General features: G+C 70.2%; 15 protein-coding genes and 1 tRNA gene. 11 read left to right on the plus strand and 5 right to left on the minus strand.

Annotated features, from left to right (window positions below):
- The first annotated feature begins 1 nt into the window (after position 1).
- The 5 genes from MQP27_RS36045 to MQP27_RS36065 all read left to right on the plus strand — a co-directional run bounded on the left by MQP27_RS36045 (position 2) and on the right by MQP27_RS36065 (position 4,086).
- Entirely contained in the window at positions 2-676 is a 675-nt protein-coding gene (locus MQP27_RS36045) for a phosphonatase-like hydrolase (RefSeq protein ID WP_242773158.1), read from the plus strand.
- Complete coding sequence (locus tag MQP27_RS36050; protein WP_242773159.1) at positions 673-1,779, plus strand: 2-aminoethylphosphonate ABC transporter substrate-binding protein; 1,107 nt, start codon at positions 673-675, stop codon at positions 1,777-1,779. The genes MQP27_RS36045 and MQP27_RS36050 overlap by 4 nt, the downstream gene beginning before the upstream one ends.
- Positions 1,780-1,829: 50 nt before the next feature.
- Positions 1,830-2,609, plus strand: a complete 780-nt coding sequence (locus tag MQP27_RS36055) for an HAD-IIA family hydrolase (protein ID WP_242773162.1) — start codon at positions 1,830-1,832, stop codon at positions 2,607-2,609.
- Positions 2,610-2,721: 112 nt separating this feature from the next.
- Entirely contained in the window at positions 2,722-3,276 is a 555-nt protein-coding gene (locus MQP27_RS36060) for a hypothetical protein (protein ID WP_242773164.1), read from the plus strand.
- Positions 3,277-3,405: 129 nt separating this feature from the next.
- A complete protein-coding gene (locus MQP27_RS36065; RefSeq protein ID WP_242773166.1) occupies positions 3,406-4,086 on the plus strand; it encodes a class F sortase in 681 nt (226 codons plus the stop codon).
- Positions 4,087-4,584: 498 nt separating this feature from the next.
- Here the strand turns inward: MQP27_RS36065 and MQP27_RS36070 are convergent, their stop codons facing one another.
- Complete coding sequence (locus MQP27_RS36070; protein ID WP_242773167.1) at positions 4,585-5,370, minus strand: GAF and ANTAR domain-containing protein; 786 nt, start codon at positions 5,368-5,370, stop codon at positions 4,585-4,587.
- A gap of 164 nt (positions 5,371-5,534) precedes the next feature.
- Here MQP27_RS36070 and MQP27_RS36075 point away from each other — a divergent pair, with 164 nt between their 5' ends.
- Positions 5,535-6,545, plus strand: a complete 1,011-nt coding sequence (locus MQP27_RS36075; RefSeq protein ID WP_242773168.1) for a glycoside hydrolase family 6 protein — start codon at positions 5,535-5,537, stop codon at positions 6,543-6,545.
- Between the two features lie 7 nt (positions 6,546-6,552).
- Here MQP27_RS36075 and glxA read toward each other — a convergent pair whose 3' ends face one another.
- The 4 genes from glxA to MQP27_RS36095 all read right to left on the minus strand — a co-directional run bounded on the left by glxA (position 6,553) and on the right by MQP27_RS36095 (position 11,679).
- Positions 6,553-8,490, minus strand: a complete 1,938-nt coding sequence (gene glxA / locus MQP27_RS36080) for a radical copper oxidase GlxA (protein WP_242773169.1) — start codon at positions 8,488-8,490, stop codon at positions 6,553-6,555.
- A complete protein-coding gene (locus tag MQP27_RS36085; protein WP_242773170.1) occupies positions 8,487-10,484 on the minus strand; it encodes a glycosyltransferase family 2 protein in 1,998 nt (665 codons plus the stop codon). Before MQP27_RS36085 ends, glxA begins: the two co-directional genes overlap by 4 nt.
- 317 nt (positions 10,485-10,801) lie before the next feature.
- Positions 10,802-11,518, minus strand: coding sequence for a FadR/GntR family transcriptional regulator (locus MQP27_RS36090; RefSeq protein ID WP_242773171.1), 717 nt, complete (start codon positions 11,516-11,518; stop codon positions 10,802-10,804).
- 87 nt (positions 11,519-11,605) lie between these two features.
- A tRNA-Lys gene (locus MQP27_RS36095) sits at positions 11,606-11,679 on the minus strand.
- Between the two features lie 187 nt (positions 11,680-11,866).
- Between MQP27_RS36095 and MQP27_RS36100 the strand changes: the two genes are divergently transcribed.
- The 5 genes from MQP27_RS36100 to MQP27_RS36120 all read left to right on the plus strand — a co-directional run bounded on the left by MQP27_RS36100 (position 11,867) and on the right by MQP27_RS36120 (position 17,396).
- Positions 11,867-13,288: a peptidoglycan-binding protein gene (locus tag MQP27_RS36100; RefSeq protein ID WP_242773173.1), complete on the plus strand. Its 1,422-nt coding sequence runs from the start codon at positions 11,867-11,869 to the stop codon at positions 13,286-13,288.
- 101 nt (positions 13,289-13,389) lie between these two features.
- Complete coding sequence (locus tag MQP27_RS36105) at positions 13,390-14,508, plus strand: SPFH domain-containing protein (protein ID WP_242773176.1); 1,119 nt, start codon at positions 13,390-13,392, stop codon at positions 14,506-14,508.
- A gap of 68 nt (positions 14,509-14,576) precedes the next feature.
- Positions 14,577-15,182: a lytic polysaccharide monooxygenase auxiliary activity family 9 protein gene (locus tag MQP27_RS36110; protein WP_242773179.1), complete on the plus strand. Its 606-nt coding sequence runs from the start codon at positions 14,577-14,579 to the stop codon at positions 15,180-15,182.
- Positions 15,183-15,258: 76 nt separating this feature from the next.
- Positions 15,259-15,714 (plus strand): DUF3592 domain-containing protein, encoded by a 456-nt coding sequence (locus MQP27_RS36115; protein WP_242773181.1) that lies wholly within the window; start codon positions 15,259-15,261, stop codon positions 15,712-15,714.
- A 26-nt stretch (positions 15,715-15,740) separates the two neighbouring features.
- Positions 15,741-17,396 (plus strand): long-chain-fatty-acid--CoA ligase, encoded by a 1,656-nt coding sequence (locus tag MQP27_RS36120; protein WP_242773182.1) that lies wholly within the window; start codon positions 15,741-15,743, stop codon positions 17,394-17,396.
- The last annotated feature ends 14 nt before the right edge of the window (positions 17,397-17,410 follow it).

Consider the following 17,410-nt stretch of genomic DNA (forward strand, 5'->3'; position numbering starts at 1 on the left):
CATGGCACACACGAACCGAGACATCAGGCTGGTCGTGCTCGACATGGCCGGCACCACCGTCGCCGACGGCGGCCTCGTCGAGGAGGCCTTCGCGGCGGCGGCCCGGCACCTGGGCGCGGATCCCGACGGGATGATCGACCACGTCCGCGCCACCATGGGCGAGTCCAAGATCTCCGTCTTCCGGCACCTGTTCGGCGAGGAGACGAAGGCCCAGGAGGCCAACAAGGCCTTCGAGGCGGCGTACGCCGAACTCGTCGACGACGGCAGGGTCGAGGCCCTGCCGGGTGCCCGCGAGGCCATCGAGGAGCTCAACTCCCATGGCCGCACGGTCGTGTTGACCACCGGCTTCGCCCGTCCCACCCAGGACGCGATCCTCGCCGCGCTCGGCTGGCAGGACCTCGTACCTCTGACGCTGTGCCCCGCCGACGCCGGCGGCCGGGGGCGCCCGTACCCGGACATGGTCCTCACGGCCTTCCTCCGTACGGCCGCCGCGGACGACGTCCGCCAGGTCGCGGTCGTGGGGGACACCTCGTACGACATGCTCAGCGGGGTGCGGGCGGGGGCCGGTGTGGTCGCGGGCGTCCTGACCGGCGCGCACGGCGCGGAGGCGCTGCGGGCGGCCGGGGCGGGGCAGGTGCTGGACGGGGTCGGACAGTTGCCGGGAGCGCTCGGATGAGCGGCAGCGGTAGCGGCATCCGCTTCGACTCGGTGACCGTCGCCTACGACGGGAACGTCGTCCTGGACGCCCTCGACCTGGCCGTCGCCCTCCTCGCCACCCCCCTCACCGCCTGCTCCGGCACCTCCGCCGCCTCCGACGCCAGGTCCGTCACCGTCTACAGCGCCGACGGGCTCAAGGGCGAGAACGGCGACGGCTGGTACGACCAGGTCTTCAAGGACTTCCAGAAGCAGACCGGGATCAAGGTCGACTACGTCGAGGGCGGCTCCGGCGAGATGGTGCAGCGGGCCCTGCGGGAGAGGAGCAACCCGCAGGCCGATGTGCTCGTCACGCTGCCGCCGTTCATCCAACAGGCCGACAGCAAGGGGCTGTTGGCGAAGTACGTGCCCGCCGGGGCCGACCAGGTCAGCGGCGCGGACAAGGCCGCCGACGGAAAGTGGATCTCCGTCGTCGACAACTACTTCGGGTTCGTCTACGACAAGAAGGAGCTGAAGCAGGCGCCCACCACCTGGGACGAGCTGCTGGACGCCAAGTACAAGAACAGGCTCCAGTACTCCACGCCCGGCGTCGCCGGCGACGGAACCGCCGTACTGGTCAAGGCGATCCACGACTTCGGCGGCGAGCGGGCCGCCCTCGACTACCTCGGCAGGCTCCAGGCCAACAACGTCGGCCCCTCCGCCTCCACCGGCAAGCTCGCGCCCAAGGTCGACAAGGGCGAGCTGCTCGTCGCCAACGGTGACGTCCAGATGAACTACGCCCAGTCCAAGACCATGCCCAACCTCGGCATCTGGTTCCCGGCGAAGGCGGGCGGGAAGCCGACGACCTTCGCGCTGCCGTACGCCGCCGGGCTCGTCGACGACGCGCCGCACTCCGCGAACGGCCGCAAGCTCCTCGACTACCTGCTCTCCCGCACCGCCCAGGAGCAGGTCAGCTCGGTCGGCGGCGGATTCAGCGTCCGCAAGGACGTCGAGGCCACCGACGCCAACGCCGTCGCGCTGACCAGGCTGATGACGGGCGTGTCAGTCTTTGAACCGGACTGGACCGAGATCGACAAGAACCTTCAGAGTTACGTTGAGAACTGGAAGTCTGCGACCGACAGCTGATCGTTAGGCTGGAGCCCACGCAGCACCGCGTACGGCAGGAGATCTCGCACATGGCAGACCGCAGGCCCATCGAGTCGTGGCTCACCGACATGGACGGTGTGCTCATCCACGAGGGCGTACCGATCCCCGGCGCCGACGCGTTCCTGAAGAAGCTGCGCGAGTCCGGCAAGCCCTTCCTCGTCCTCACCAACAACTCCATCTACACCCCGCGCGACCTGCACGCCCGGCTGCAGCGCATGGGACTGGACGTGCCGGTCGAGTCCATCTGGACCTCGGCCCTGGCCACCGCCCAGTTCCTGGACGACCAGCGGCCGGGCGGCAGCGCCTATGTCATCGGCGAGGCCGGCCTGACCACCGCGCTGCACGACATCGGGTACATCCTCACCGACCACGAGCCCGACTACGTCGTCCTCGGCGAGACCCGCACCTACTCCTTCGAGGCCATGACCAAGGCGGTACGGCTGATCGAGGGCGGCGCCCGTTTCATCTGCACCAACCCGGACGAGACCGGGCCCTCCACCGAGGGTCCGCTGCCGGCGACCGGGGCGGTGGCGGCGCTGATCACCAAGGCGACCGGCAAGCAGCCGTACTTCGCGGGCAAGCCGAACCCGCTGATGATGCGGACCGGGCTGAACGCGATCGGCGCGCACTCCGAGACCAGCGCGATGATCGGCGACCGCATGGATACCGACGTGCTGGCCGGGATGGAGGCCGGGATGCAGACCTTCCTGGTGCTGACCGGGCTGACCCGGTCGGAGCAGATCGAGGACTTCCCGTACCGGCCCTCGCACGTCGTCGACTCCATCGCGGATCTCGTCGACCTGGTCTGACTGGTCGGGACGGGCGCGAAACCTTTCTGAACCCGTACGGAGCAGTGAGACCCCGCAGAGGATGCGCCGGGCCGGACGCGGGGGGAGCCTCCAGGTATCTGGAGGTTTCACGATGGGCTCACTTCGCCTCACTCTCTGTACCGGACTCCTGGCCGCCACGGCCGCCGTCCTCCCGGCGGCGCACGCGTCCGCGGCCGACGGCGGTGGCGGCGGAGGCGGTGTCTCGGTGACCCCGTCGTCCCCGGCCGCCGGCGCCGACGTCGCGCTGCGGGTGACCGGCTGCTCCGGCAAGACGGCCACCGCGGTCTCGGCCGCCTTCGTCGCGGACGCGCGGCTCGCGGGCGCCGACGGCGCGCTCGCCGGGGAGACCCGGGTGCGCTCCACGGCGGACCCCGGCTCCTACGACGTGAAGATCAGCTGCGCCGACTTCGAGATCAAGGGCCGGATCACGGTCGTGGCCGAGGGGACGCAGCCCTCCACGCCCGCCTCTCCCGTCGCCCCGGTCCACGCGGGCGGCGGCGGCACGGCCCACCTCGCCTCGGTGGACGCCCGCGCGGACAGCCCCGGCACCGCCCACGCGATCACCGGCGTGATCCTCGCGGCCGTCGCCGCTGCCGCGGTGGCCCTGCTGAGCGGGCGCCGGAGCCGGAGCCGCAGGGCGGAGTGAGCGGGGCATGGGTGACCGCACGGCCGATCACACGGGCGCACTCCGCCCCGGCGACCGGATGGCACCCGCCGGCCCACTCGCCGGCCCACCGGTCGGGTGCTCGCCCCGCTCCTGTGACGAGGAGATCCGATGACCCCCGAAGACCCGCCCACCCGCGAGCGTTCCTCCGCCTCAGGTCGTCTCGTCATGGGCGTCGCCTGGGCCCTGCTGCTGCTCGGGCTGTGGCTGTGGGGGCGGCAGGTGACCGATGTGCGGCAGGGGATATCCGCGCCCGCCACCGGCGACATGGCCGCCGTCGGCCGGCCGCCCGAGGCCGAACTGCCGCCCGCGGCGCGGCCGTTGGGGGACGCGCTGCCGCAGCGCGTGGACATTCCCGACCTCGGCGTGCAGGCGCCGGTCGTCGCGCGGGGGCTGGACCGGCAGGGGGCCATCGATCCGCCGCCCTTCGACCAGGCGGGCGTCGTCGGGTGGTACGCGGCCGGGGCGAAACCCGGCGCCGCCGGGACCGCCCTGATGGTGGGGCACGTCGACACCGAGACCCGGCCCGCCGTCTTCTACAAGCTCAGCGCCCTCAGACCCGGCGAGACCGTCCGCGTCGTCCGCGATGACGGCAGGGTCGCCGAGTTCACCGTCGACGACGTACAGGTGCTGAGCCGCGACCGCTTCGACGCCCGGCAGGCGTACGGCCAACATCGGTCCGGGCGCGCCGAGTTGAGGCTCATCACCTGCGGCGGCACCTTCGACCGAGCGAGCCGCGGCTACACGGCCAACGTGATCGTGTCGGCGTACCTCACGGGAACAGGTCTCTAGCCAGGTCCCGGCACCTAGGGCCTGTCCGGCGGATCAGGCCGGCGTCGCGGGGTCTGGCACGCGCTCCCCCAGAGGGGGTACCCCCAGCGGCGTTGTCGTCGGTCGCCGACGTCCCCCAGCCTTCGGCCGGGAGGTGCCCCCACCGCGTCGACTCCCTCCTCCGCCTTGCAACTGCACGCACCAGACCCCGCTCGGCTTGGCCAGGAAGCACCGTTTCTTGCAGCCGGCCTGATCCGCCGGACAGACCCTAGCCCGGTCGACGGCCCGCTCCCCCCGAGGCCGCCGACCGGGCTGGTCCTCGACCGCGCGTGCACGGGCTGCGGGAGTAACCCGGCGACCGGCGCGGGAGGTGTGGGAGCCCGAGTGATCGAACCGCCGGCCGGGGGCTGGGGCCGTCTGAGACGACTGTAGAACGGATGAGCGCCAGAGCCTAGGGGGTGTTTGACGCCAGGTTCCGATACGGTGGCTCTCTGTCATATGCCCAGGTGATTGAGGCCGCTACGACGGTCCACCGGCCGGTCCGCCGGAGGTTCCCGGCACGTCCCGCAGCAGCTCCGAGTCGTTCGCCGTCCCCGAAAGGACGGCCCGCGCGACCTCGTCCAGCGGCTGCTGCCGGCGCCGTGCGTACCGGCGCAGCGCGGTGAAGGCCCGGTCGGGGTGGACCTGCCAGCGCTCGGCGAGCATGCCCTTGGCCTGCTCGACGCGGATCCTGCTGGACAGCGCCTGGCGCAGCTGCCCGCTGACGGTGCGGCACCGGTCGTAGAGCATGTTGTTGCGCAGTCCGTGCGCCGCGCAGTCGGCCAGCAGCTGGGCCAGCAGCAGCTCCGTCGCACCGTCGGGGGAGCCGTCGAGCGGGACGGGCGTGAACACGTTGACCGCGCCGAGCAGCTGCTCGCGGCAGCGCAGCGGCACCGCGTAGGTGGCGACGATGTCGTGCCGCAGCGCCCGCTCGGTGAACTCCGGCCACCGCGAGGCCGCTCGGGCCGTGTCGACCGCGACCGGCGGGACGGGCCGGCCCGAGCCGTAACTCTCCAGACAGGGCCCGCCGGAGTGCTGGGACCGCAGCAGGTCGAGCGCCATGTGCTCCTGCTCGCTGCACCCCACCAGCGACACCTCCCGGCCGCCGTCGACCAGCATCACGCCGGCCGCCCGCGCCGTCAGCAGCTCCACGCACCGGTCCGCGAGGCGCCGTACGTAGTCCGCGCTGTCGAAGTCGTCGTGCAGCGTGTCGGCCGCCTCCACCAGCGCGGTCGCCAGCCGGAGTTCCCGGGTGGTGTGGTGCATGCGCGCACATCCCTTCCCCCTGCCGCCCGCCGCGTCCCTGGCGCGCGCCTACCCATACGGTCCGTGCTGTAACAGCTCTCCGACAAGGCTCGGGCGATCTCGTGGCCGCCACGGGGCGTATGTCAGGATTGAGACCTGGACCAGTGCACCCAAGGGGGAGTTGGATGTACGGCAGCAGGGGGGCCGGAATGCGCGCTTCCACGGCGGTGCTGGGGGCGGCACTGCTGATCGCGGGGTGTTCCTCGGGGGGCGACGGCGACAAGGACGCCGGCGCGAAGATCACCCAACAGCCAAGGAGCAGCGACCCGTTCTGGGTCAACCCGGACGGCAACGCGGCCCGCCAGGTGGCCGCGTACGCCAAGTCCGGCAAGGACAGTGAAGCCGAGCAGATCCGCAAGATCGCCGAGCAGCCGACCGGCGAGTGGATCGGGCCGGAGAACCCGCAGCAGGAGGCGCAGGGCTTCACCGAGGCCGCCGACAAGGCCGGCCGCACCGCCCTGCTCGTCCTCTACAACATCCCGCACCGCGACTGCGGGCAGTACTCGCAGGGTGGCGCGGCGGACGGCGACGCGTACCGGAAGTGGATCGACGGGGTGGCCGCGGGCATCGGCGACCGGTCCGCGACGATCGTCCTCGAACCGGACGCCGTACTGCACCTGGTGGACGGCTGCACGCCGGAGGAGTTCCACGAGGAGCGCTACGACCTCCTCAAGGGCGCCATCACCAAGCTGAAGTCCCTGAAGAACACGAAGGTGTACCTGGACGCGGGCAACGCGGGCTGGGGCCACCCCGACCAGATCTTCCAGCCGCTCCAGTGGGCGGGCATCGACCAAGCCGACGGCTTCGCGGTCAACGTCTCCAACTTCTACTCGACCGAGGACTCCATCGCCTACGGCAAGGAGCTCTCGGCCAAGGTCGGGGGCAAGCACTTCGTCATCGACACCAGCCGCAACGGCAACGGCCCCTACACGGCGGGCGCCGAGGACGAACGCTGGTGCAACCCGCCCGGCCGCGCCCTGGGCGAAACCCCGACGACGAAGACGGCGGACCCGCTGGTGGACGCGTACCTGTGGGTCAAGCGGCCGGGGGAGTCGGACGGGACGTGCAAGGGCGGGCCCAAGGCGGGCCAGTGGTGGGCGAGTTACGCACTCGCCCTTGCCAAGGCCAGCAAGTAGCCGACGGCTACGGCACCTTGACCCACTGCGCCTTGCTCGGCGTCCCCTGGTCGTCGTCCACGAAGATCATGTACCACCCCGACTGAACAAGGTTCTTGTTCTTCGGCACGGTCACCGTGATCTTGTTGCCGGACGTCTTGAAGTCCAGTGCGATCGACCGCTGATCGACATCGGTCACATGGGTCGACGCACTGGGCCGGATCAGCCGCACCTTCTTGATCGCGGACGCCTGCGGTGACGTGAACGTCCCCGACCCGCCCCGCGCGATGGTCTGCGGCCCGCCCGACAGCGACGGCCGCGAGTCCCGGTAGAGATACGGCGGCGTGTAGATCTCGATCCGCTGCTCGAACTTGCCGGGCTTGGTGTTCGCCTTGTCCCCGTAGAGGGAGTCCGACCCGAAGAACATCACGCGCCCGTCGGGCAGCAGGATCGACCCGGAGTGGTAGTTGCGGCCCACCAGCGGATCCGCGACCCGGTCGAAGGTGTTCGTGTCCGGGTGATACAGCCGGGCCTGAAGGATGTTGGAGTCGCTGCGCCCGCGATAGTCCTCCGAGCCGCCCGACACCAGCACCGAGTCGTCCGGCAGGATCGAGGACTGCGGATACCGCGTCCCCTTCTCCAGCGTCGGCCCGTCCGTGAACTTCGGGTTGGCGTCCTTCAGGTCGATCAGCCGCGTCTTGTTGCTGGACTTCTTCGACTCACCGACCCCGCCCCCGCCGATCACCATGAACTTCTCGTCCTGCGCCGGAGGCAGCAGCACGGTCCCGGAGGTCTCCATCTCGTCCGCGTCGCTCAGCCCCGGCAGCTTCGTGAACTGGTTGCTGTCGACGTCCCAGATGCCCGGCTCACGCCCGACGTTGTCCGGCCCGTACCCCGCGTTCGACCCCGAGTAGAAGATCTTGCCGTTCTGCATGAGGAACAGCGCCGGGTAGGTCGGGAACTGCCGGATCTTCTTGGTGTACGTCCACTTCTTCGTCGCCGGGTCGAAGATCTCGTTCTTGCCCGGCACCAGCTGCCCGATGTCGTCGAGCCCGGAGACGCTGAGGATCTTGCCGTCCGACAGCGTGGTGAGCGTCGGGTACCAGCGGGCCTCGTTCATCGGGTCGACCTTGATGTACTTCTCGGCGACCGGGTCGAACTCGAAGGCGTCCCGGATCCCCTGGAAGTCCTTCTTGTCGAGCGCGAGCTTCTGCGCGATGCCGTACGTGTTGCGCGCGTCGGTGCCGGTCAGCCCCTGGATCCGGTAGTTGTCCTGGGTACCGGTCTCGTACTTGGTGCCGCTCTGCTTCGCCTCGACGTAGATACGGCCGAGACCGGGATCGTTGCGCAGGAACTTGCCGGTCTTCGGGTCGAAGACCTTCTTCGCGCGCGGCACGAGCACCGGGTCCTTCGACACGAAGGTCTTGCCGTTCTCCTTGCCGGTGAACTTCGTGCCCGCGGGCAGGGTGATCGGCTTGTCCGGGTTCTCGTTGTGCACCACCATCAGGCCGCCGGCCTTGGTGACGTCACCCTTCAGCTTCTCGTACCGCTTGGTCCCGCCCGCGATCAGCAGATTGCCGTTGGCGAGCTGGGTGTGCCCGGTGCAGAACAGGTCCTTGGGCGTCGGGACCTTCTTGATCGTGCCCTTGACCGGGTCCCAGATCCGGGTGTCGAACTTCTTCGCGTTGAAGTTGTCCTGGTTGTTGCCCGAGCCGGCGATGAGCAGCACCTTGCCGGTACGCAGGAGCGCCGCGTGGATGGTGTCCTGGCGGTACTCCTTGGGGAACTCCACGATCTGCCAGTGGCCGTTGTCCGCTTTGTACTCGGGTCTGTTGATCTGGTACTGGTGGTACTTCTCGGTCCCGAAGCGGTACAGCCACGGCCCGTTCATCCCGGCCAGCGCGAGCACCACCGCCGTGCCGATCGCGAGTCGACGGGCCCGGCGGCGGCCTGCACGGTCGTTCATTCCTTACGTCCCCCAAATCCACCAAGAGCGATCTGCATCGTCTGGTCATTGCCCTCGCCCGACGCCCCGTCGGAGGCGGCCCAGGTGGGCTTGTGCCCGGTGCTGTGCGGCGCGTGCTGCGCGGGCACCTGGTGCGGCGGGTAGGCGCTCGCGGGCGCCGGCGCGCTCGCCGGTTCGTACTCGACCGGCTCGGGCGGCTGCTTCCTCGCCTTCCGCAGCGAGTACTGCCAGGCGAAGATCGGCGACGCGGTGATCAGCAGGGCGAAGGAGGCCCAGATGATCATCGCCGGATGCGAGTGCCCGTAGGCGAACCCGGCGGAGATCGAGGCACCGAAGACGAAGATGAAGAACAGGTGGATCCGGAAGGTCCCGAACAGGGTGTCCGGGCTGGCCGAGTCGCCCTTGGGCGTCACCACGAACTTGCTCTTGCGGCGCAGCACCGCGTCCATCAGCGAGCGGGCGTAGATCGGCGCCGACAGCGCCGACATCACCATGCCCGCCACACCGCCGGAGCCCTCGGGCTCGTGCGGCGAGACGTTGTGCCGGCGGTTCCAGATGTAGAGGCCGATCTGCAGCGCCGAGGCGTTGCCGTACAGCATCAGCCACACGGTCGGGTCGATGTTCACACCCGAGGCGCCCAGGCCCAGGAACAGCGCACAACTCAGCGCCGCCAGGATCCAGTTGAGGGCCGACATCGGATAGAAGATGATCATCATCGTGTAGTTGAAGAGCTTGCCCGGAGGCAGCGAGAACCAGCCCTTCCAGTACTGCTTCAGGATCGTCTCGTACGTCCCCCGGGACCACCGCAGCTGCTGCGTGAAGAAGTCCGTCCAGGCACCCGGGCCCTCGCCCACCGCGAGCACGTCCGGCGTGTACACCGAGCGCCACTTCTTCCCCGTCGCGGGGTTGCGGTGCCGGTGGATCTCGAAGCCGGTGGCCATGTCCTCGGTGATCGAGTCGTACAGGCCGCCGATCTGCTTGAGCGCCTTGATGCGTACGGCGTTCGACGTACCCACGAACATGGGCGCGCCGTAGAAGTTTCCGGCCCGCTGGATGAGGGCGTGGAACAGGAACTGCTGCGACTCCGCGGCCTTGGTGATGGGGTTGTCGTAGTTGCCGTACACCTGCGGGCCGATGACGAAGCCGACGTCCGGGTCGCGGAAGAAGCCGAGCATCCGCTCCAGGTAGTTGGGCAGCGGCACGTGGTCGGTGTCGACGGAGGCGAAGAAGTCGTACTCGTCGCCGTGCGCCTGGAGCCAGGAGTTGTAGTTGCCGTGCTTGGTCTTCGCGCGGAACGGGCCCTTCTTGCGGTTCCACTGCTCGACGCCCTTGCGGGAGAAGTGGTGCACGCCGAGCCGTGCGCAGACCGCCTTGACCTCGTCGTCGTCGCCCTCGTCCAGGAGCCAGACGTGCAGAAGGCCCCGGTGCCGCAGCCGTACGGCGGCCTCCAGGGTCTTCGTGACCATCTCCAGGGGTTCCTTGCCGGGGACGTACGTGGTGATGAAGGCGACTCTCGTGCCGGTCTCCGGCACCACCGGCACCGGGTCGCGGGCGACCAGGGTCGCGTGCGCGTTCGACAGCACGTTCATACAGCGGAAGAACTCGATAAGACCGATCGAGACCAGCATCACGACGTCCAGCGCCGGCAGGAAATCGAACGCCGGGTAGTCACGTTCGGTCCAATGCTCCGGCTGGAGCAGCCATGCGAGCAGAATGAGCGACAGCAGGGGCGCGGCGCCCAGCATCAGGGCGGCGCGCAGGCGGTGCGGCTCCTGCGAGAGCAGCGAGCGGTACTGCACCTTGTACGGTTTGTTCGGATCCGGCTGAGTGAGGGGGCCTGCCAGCCTGCTGTAGTGCTCGTAGTCGTATCTCGGCAGTGTCTTCTTGATACGGCGGAACTGGCCCGTCGTGCTGTTCCGGTGCGAAGGCACCCTGAGCTGGGTGGTTTCTGACGGGTCGAAGTTCTGCCGGGCGCCCGTCGGCGTCGACGTCATGAGTCATCCCCCCACACGCAGGTCACCGCGTGTTGTGTCGGTTCCTTCCGTCCGCGCACGAGTCCCCCTCGACTCGTCACAGACGTATCAGTGACCGGCCGCAGTCACCACACTTTCCACACCCATAGACATGGAACCGCGGCCTTCCGGTTGCATGATGCCCCCCTCGGCATCCCCTCGTGAACGGGGCCCCCTATCCCCGCAGACCGGGCAACCGCTTACTAGACCCCCAACTACCGCGTATCCGCAGCATCTTGGAAAACAGGGTTCTACGGTGTTCATCATGATCGCAAGATGCGAAACGCGGTGTTTACCGGTCATACGCGTTCATTGTGGCGCCTGTGGGGGTCTTGTGGATGCTCTGTGGACAGGCGGGTGCGGATGTTGCCGAAGTGCTCTCTTATGGCCTCCTCCGCCCTTGCCGAATCGCCGGACCGCACCGCTTCGAGGATGTCCCGGTGCTGCCGGCAGGTGACCCGGTGGTCGGGCGGCGCGCCGCCCAGATCCGTGTGGACACGGTGGAAGGCGTCCCAGAACGCTTCGAGCACCTCGCCCAGGAGCACGTTGTCCAGACCCCGGTAGAGGGTGGCGTGAAAGGCGCGGTCGGTCTCGGCCAGGCCGGCACCTCCCTGTGCGGCCTGTTGTTCCATACGTCCCACGAGCGCCTCCAGTTCAACGAGGTCTCGCTCGGGAATCCGGCCCGCGAGCCGGGAGACCAGCCCGCTCTCCACGGCTTCGCGCAGCTCCAGCAGTTGCAGGAAGGAGTCCTCGCCGCGGTAGTGCCCGGCGACCGTGCGGAAGGCGAGGCCCTCGATCATCGGCGCGAGCGACATCGGGCCGACGTACGTCCCGAAGCCGTGCCGGATCTCCACGATGCCCATGGCCTGTAGCGCCTTGAGCGCCTCCCGCACCGAGTTCCGGCTCGCGCCCAGGAACTCCATCAGCTCGGGCTCGGTCGGCAGCGGGGCCCCGGAGGGCAGCCTGCGGTCGATGATGAGCTTCTTGATCCGCTCCTGAAGGTCACGCGCTGCCATGGCGAGAGAGTATCCGGCCAAACCGGGGGAGCCCCCTGTTCCGGCCAAGCAAAAGCCCCCCGCTCGCACGGAGGGCCTCGCTGTCTGTGCGCCGCCAGGGACTCGAACCCCGGACCCGCTGATTAAGAGTCAGCTGCTCTAACCAACTGAGCTAGCGGCGCCTGCTGACGTCGTAACTCTACCGGATCTCGGGAGGTGCTCCGGACCACGGGGCGGTGGGGCCGGCCGGGTGCCGGGGTGGCCGGGTACGTCATTCGGACCGTCAGAATGCGCGTCGGGAAGACAGTTGGGAAACTGATCGACGTGCACGAGCGCGGACATTTCCATCTGGAGTGTGAGGGGAATCGCATGGAGACTCCGGTATTCGAGGAATTCGATCCCGCGAGCGACTGCGGCTGCCCGGGTTGCCTGCACTGGCGCCGGGCCCTTCCCCTTTCCCGGACCGGCCACCACCCGGCCGCCCACCGAGCGGTGATCGTCGCGGCCGCCGCCTCCGCAGCCCTCGGCGCGGGCCACGCCGTCCCGGCCCTCGCGGCCCCGCACGCTCCCCCCGCCCCCGGCGTCCCCGCAGCTGACACGGGCGACGAGCCCTCGACCCCGCAAGGCGGCAAGGCCCCGCTGCACGGCCCGGCCGGCAAGCCCGCCAAGCCGCCGCACGTCGTCAAGGCACCCGTGACCACCCGCGCGGAGATCATCCGCCGGGCCAAGATCTGGGTCGCCGCGCAGGTGCCGTACAGCATGGACGAGTACTGGTCGGACGGTTACCGGCAGGACTGCTCGGGATTCGTCTCGATGGCCTGGAATCTGCCCGGGAACGAATGGACCGGCAGCCTCGACCAGTACGGGCAGCGCATTTCCAAGGAGGAACTCCAGCCCGGCGACATTCTGCTGTTCCACAATCCCTCGAACCCCGAGAACGGCTCGCACGTCGTCATTTTCGGCGGCTGGGCGGACTACACCCACAGCTACTACATCGCCTACGAGGAGACCCGCCCGCACGCCCGCCGCCAGGCCACGCCGTACGCCTACTGGAGCCACTCGGACCGCTATCTCGCCTTCCGCTACAAGGGGCTGGCTGCGGACACGGCGGGCGGGGGGACGGGTGTGGGTACGGGCACCGGGGTCGACGTGGGGGTGGGTGCCGGCACCGGGAAGGACGCGACGGCGTATCCGGGGGCCGTGTACTTCGGTCCGGGTGCCAACAACAAGTACGTCACCCGGCTGGGGCAGATGCTCGTCGCCCGTGGTGCCGCGCGCTTCTACACCTCCGGGCCCGGCCCGCGCTGGTCGGACGCCGACCGGCGGGCCACCCAGGCATTCCAGCTGGCCCAGGGCTGGCGGGGCGCGGACGCGGACGGGCTGCCGGGGCCGCAGACCTGGGCGCTGCTGGTGAGCGGGACGGGCAAGGACATCGCGACGGCCGGTACGACGGGGACGACGGGGGCCACAGGGGCGGTGGGGGCGGCGGGTCCGCCCGCGACCTCGGCCAACGGGAAGCCCGGCTCCTCCGGGAAGCCCGCCTCGCACGGTGTCCCCGGTTATCCCGGGCGCGGCATGTTCCGGCCCGGTGCGAACAACGACTACGTCATCCGGCTGGGGAAGCAGCTGGTGAAGAAGGGGTTCGGCAAGTACTACACGACCGGGCCGGGGCCGCGCTGGGGCGAGGCGGACCGGCGCAACGTCGAGGCCTTCCAGCGTGCTCAGGGCTGGCGGGGCGGCGCGGCGGACGGCTACCCGGGGCCGGAGACCTGGAGGCGCCTGTTCTCCTGACCGGTCGCTGTTCCGCGACCCCCCTGTCGTGACACCCCCTGTCGCGACCCCTGTTGTGACCCCTTGTTGTGACGCATCTGGCGCGGAGGCTGGAGGCACGCATGAGTACGACGACCACTTCACAGACGCCCGAGTCCGAGGGACCGGCCCGGCCCGGTCGGCTCATCCAGAACGAGTCGACCATGGAGATCCCGGTCCACCTGCTCTTCCGCGACGACCCGGACCCGGTGTCCGTGCCGCTGAAGCCCGCCGTCGTGGGGCGCCGCCAGGGCACCGGCGAGCAGCCCCGCTTCCGGCGCCCGGTGCCGGCCAAGCCCCGCCCGGCCGCGCAGGTCGACCCCGAGCTGGCCGAGCGGCCGGCCAGGGTGCTGCCCGGCGCGGCGGGCGTGCTCGCCGGGGCCTGCGGGGTGGCCAGCTGTCTGGCCAGTTCCTGGTGGGCGGGCGTACTGCCGCCGCTCGCCACGGAGGCGTTGCGGCTCCCGGAGTACGCGGGCGCCGGACTCGGTCCCGCGCAGTGGGCCGCGTACGCCGGTGCCGGTGCCCTCGGTCTGTTCGGGTTCGGCGGGCTGGCCCGCGGGCGGACCGGGCGGGCCTGGGTGCTGGGGCTGTTCGGGCGGTACCGGGGGACGGTCCGGCGCACCGGCCTGATGTGGGTCAACCCGCTGCTGCTGCGCCGCCGGGTGGACGTACGGCTGCGGCACTGGCGCAGCGAGCCGATGCCCGCGGCCGACGGCAGCGGCGTCGCGCTGCGGGCCGTGGTGCTGGTGGTGTGGCGGGTGCGGGACACCGCGCGGGCGGTGCTCGGGGTCGAGGACCACGAGACGTATCTGCGCGAGTGCGTGGAGGCGGCCCTGGCCCGGGTGCCGGTCGAGACGCCGGGCGGCACCCGTGGCTCGGTCGAGGCGGCCGGGGACGCGCTGACCCGGCTGGTCGCGGCGGACGCGGCGCCGGTCGGCCTGGAGGTGTTCTCGGTGCGGCCGGTCCGGGTCGAGTACGCGCCCGAGGTCGCCGCGGCGATGCACCGCCGCCGGATCGCCGCGCTGGACGCCCGGCACCGGGCGAGCGTGCTCTCGTCGGTCGTGGACTCGGTGGAGGACACGGTGACCCGGCTGACCGTGCGCGGGCTCGTGGAACTGGACGACTACGAACGCAAGGCGCTGGTGAAGGACTTGACGGTGGCCTTCAGCGCCGGGTGTATGGACACGGTCAACACACGGTAATAATCTGGTACTTGGTCTAGACCTGCACGCCTCACGGAACTTCCCCCACGTTCTCCAGGAGCGGCAGCATGCGCAGAAAGTCCAAGTGGTACGCCGCCACGCTCGGGCTCACCACGGCGGGAGCCATCGTGCTCTCCGCCGGCGGCGCCAGCAGCCACGGCTACACCGACCTTCCCATCAGCAGGCAGAAGCTCTGCCAGAACGGCACCGTGACGAACTGCGGCGACATCCAGTGGGAGCCGCAGAGCGTCGAGGGCCCCAAGGGCTTCCCGGCCGCCGGGCCCGCCGACGGCCAGATATGCAACGGCGGTGTCAGCAGGTTCAGCCAGCTCAGCTCGCCGACGACGCCGTCCGGCGGTGCTTGGCCGACCACGAAGGTGACGGGCGGTCAGAGCTACACGTTCCGCTGGCAGTTCACCGCCATGCACGCCACGACCGACTTCAAGTACTACGTCACCAAGCAGGGCTGGAACCAGAACCACAACCTGGCCCGCTCCGACCTCAACACCACCCCGTTCCTGACCGTCCCCTACAACGGCCAGCGCCCGCCGGCCACTCTCTCGCACAGCGGCACGCTGCCGTCCGGGCTGAGCGGCCACCACGTGATCGTCGCGGTGTGGACGATCGCCGACACGGGCAACGCGTTCTACGCCTGCTCGGACGTCACGTTCTGAGCTTGGCTTGAGCAAAACCGGCTTCCCCTGCGGGTAGGTTCACCGCACCAAGCAGTACCTGACCTCGGGGGAAGCCATGGACGTGCTGTTCTACCTCGTGCCCGGCCTGATCATGGCCGTGGCTCTCTTCATGGCGTACCGCGTCGTGCGCCGCTGGCTGCAGGTGCGTGGTGCCTGGAACAGCGGGCTCACGGCGCAGGGCCGCTGCCTGCGGATGTTCACGACGACGCACGGCGGCATGAACGACACCAGCGTGCACACGACCCTCCATCACGTCTACGAGTTCACGACCCGCGACGGCCGGGTGGTCCGCTTCGAGGAGGAGGACGGTCCGGGCACCCGCCTGGAGGGTGACCTCGTCACCGTGTACTACACGGCCGGCGAGAACGTGGTCGCCACCGCCCACGAGCCCGGGCAGCTCAAGCAGGCGGCGGCGACCTTCGGCATCCTCGCCTTCCTCGGTGTCGTGGTGGTGTTCTGCGTCGGCTTCATGGTCACGTACACCGAGGTCTTCCTGCCCCTCCACATCTGACGGTACGTCAACTACCGTGCGCGGCCATGGAGTCCAAGACGCGCACGGTGGCCGAGCTGGTGACCGAGGGCTGGGGCGACCACCGCCCCGGCCTGTGGTTCGAGGACCGCGTCCTCACTCACCACGAGGTGACCGCGGGCGCCGCCGCGCGCGCGGCGCTGCTGGCCGACCTCCTGCCGCCCGGCGCCGAGCCGCACGTCGGTGTCCTCCTCGACAACACCCCTGAATATCCGCTCTGGTTGAGCGCGGCGGCCCTCGCCGGAGCCGCCGTGGCCGGTATCAACCCCACCCGCCGCGGCCCCGAACTCGCCCGCGACATCCTGCACACCGAGTGCCGTGTCCTGATCACCGAGCACACCCACCTCCCGCTCCTCACGGACCTCGAACTCCCCGGCGTACGGGTCCTGTTGACGGACACGGAGGAGTACGACGCCCTTCTCGCGCCGTATACGACCGCCGTGCCGGACGCCGCCAAGGCCGGTCCGGGCGACCGGCTGCTGCTGTACTTCACCTCCGGCTCGACCGGCGCGCCCAAGGCCGCGATCTGCACGCAGGGGCGGCTGGCCGCGGCCGGGGCGTCGCTGGTGGGGCAGTTCGGGGTGCGGCGCGAGGACGTGCACTACGTGTGCATGCCGATGTTCCACGGCAACGCGGTGATCGCCGACTGGGCGCCCGCGCTGGCGGCCGGGGCGGGGGTGGCGCTGCGGCGGCGGTTCTCGGCGTCCGGGTTCCTGGGGGACGTACGGAGGTACGGGGCGACGTACTTCACGTACGTCGGGCGGGCCGTGCAGTACATCCTCGCGACCGAGGAGCGGGCGGACGACCGGGACAATCCGCTGCGGCTCGGCTTCGGCACGGAGGCGGGGGTGGTGGACGCGGAGGCCTTCGGGCGGCGGTTCGGGGTGCGGCTGGTGGAGGGGTACGGGTCCTCGGAGGGCGGGGCGGCGGTGCAGTGGTCGCCGGGGACGCCGGCCGGGGCGGTGGGGCGGGCGGCGCCCGGTCTCGTCGTACTCGATCCGGAGACGGGGGAGGAGTGCGGGCCCGCCGTGTTCGACGCGGACGGGCGGCTGGTCAACGGGGACGAGGCGATAGGGGAGCTGGTCAACCGGGGGCCGAACCCCTTCGAGGGGTACTGGCGCAACCCGGAGGCGGAGGCGGAGCGGCGCCGGGACGGGGCGTACTGGACCGGGGACCTCTTCTACCGGGACGCCGACGGCTACCTCTACTTCGCCGGGCGCGCCGACGACCGTATCCGCGTCGACAGCGAGAACCTGGCCGCGGCGATGATCGAGAACATCCTCGCGCGGTACGAGGGTGCGGATGCCGTCGCCGTGTACGCGGTGCCGGATCCGGTGACCGGGGACCAGGTGATGGCCACGCTGGCCGGCACCTTCGACCCGTCCGCCTTCGCCCGCTTCCTGTCCGCCCAGCCGGACCTCGGGACGAAGATGGCACCGAGGTTCGTACGGGTGGTGGACCGGATGCCGGTGACGGCCACGAACAAGATCCACCGAGCACTGCTGAGGCGAGAGGGCGTGCACTGCGCGGACCCGGTGTGGTGGCGCCCCCCGGGCGAGGAGACGTACCGGCGCCTTGCCCCGAAAGACGCCGAAAGACCCCCCGCTCCCACGAGAGGCCTTTCACCGGTGCGCCGCCAGGGACTCGAACCCCGGACCCGCTGATGCTGCATCCATCT

This window comes from Streptomyces cylindrosporus (assembly GCF_022698165.1).
GTDB lineage: Bacteria > Actinomycetota > Actinomycetes > Streptomycetales > Streptomycetaceae > Streptomyces > Streptomyces cylindrosporus.

Coding starts and splice junctions, on each gene's coding strand:
- MQP27_RS36075 (WP_242773168.1), top strand. CDS start 5,535: ATGTACGGCAGCAGGGGGGCCGGAATGCGCGCTTCCACGGCGGTGCTG.
- MQP27_RS36110 (WP_242773179.1), top strand. CDS start 14,577: ATGCGCAGAAAGTCCAAGTGGTACGCCGCCACGCTCGGGCTCACCACG.
- MQP27_RS36105 (WP_242773176.1), top strand. CDS start 13,390: ATGAGTACGACGACCACTTCACAGACGCCCGAGTCCGAGGGACCGGCC.
- MQP27_RS36085 (WP_242773170.1), bottom strand. CDS start 10,484: ATGACGTCGACGCCGACGGGCGCCCGGCAGAACTTCGACCCGTCAGAA.
- MQP27_RS36060 (WP_242773164.1), top strand. CDS start 2,722: ATGGGCTCACTTCGCCTCACTCTCTGTACCGGACTCCTGGCCGCCACG.
- MQP27_RS36065 (WP_242773166.1), top strand. CDS start 3,406: ATGACCCCCGAAGACCCGCCCACCCGCGAGCGTTCCTCCGCCTCAGGT.
- MQP27_RS36045 (WP_242773158.1), top strand. CDS start 2: ATGGCACACACGAACCGAGACATCAGGCTGGTCGTGCTCGACATGGCC.
- MQP27_RS36120 (WP_242773182.1), top strand. CDS start 15,741: ATGGAGTCCAAGACGCGCACGGTGGCCGAGCTGGTGACCGAGGGCTGG.
- MQP27_RS36090 (WP_242773171.1), bottom strand. CDS start 11,518: ATGGCAGCGCGTGACCTTCAGGAGCGGATCAAGAAGCTCATCATCGAC.
- MQP27_RS36055 (WP_242773162.1), top strand. CDS start 1,830: ATGGCAGACCGCAGGCCCATCGAGTCGTGGCTCACCGACATGGACGGT.
- MQP27_RS36115 (WP_242773181.1), top strand. CDS start 15,259: ATGGACGTGCTGTTCTACCTCGTGCCCGGCCTGATCATGGCCGTGGCT.
- MQP27_RS36070 (WP_242773167.1), bottom strand. CDS start 5,370: ATGCACCACACCACCCGGGAACTCCGGCTGGCGACCGCGCTGGTGGAG.
- glxA (WP_242773169.1), bottom strand. CDS start 8,490: ATGAACGACCGTGCAGGCCGCCGCCGGGCCCGTCGACTCGCGATCGGC.
- MQP27_RS36050 (WP_242773159.1), top strand. CDS start 673: ATGAGCGGCAGCGGTAGCGGCATCCGCTTCGACTCGGTGACCGTCGCC.
- MQP27_RS36100 (WP_242773173.1), top strand. CDS start 11,867: ATGGAGACTCCGGTATTCGAGGAATTCGATCCCGCGAGCGACTGCGGC.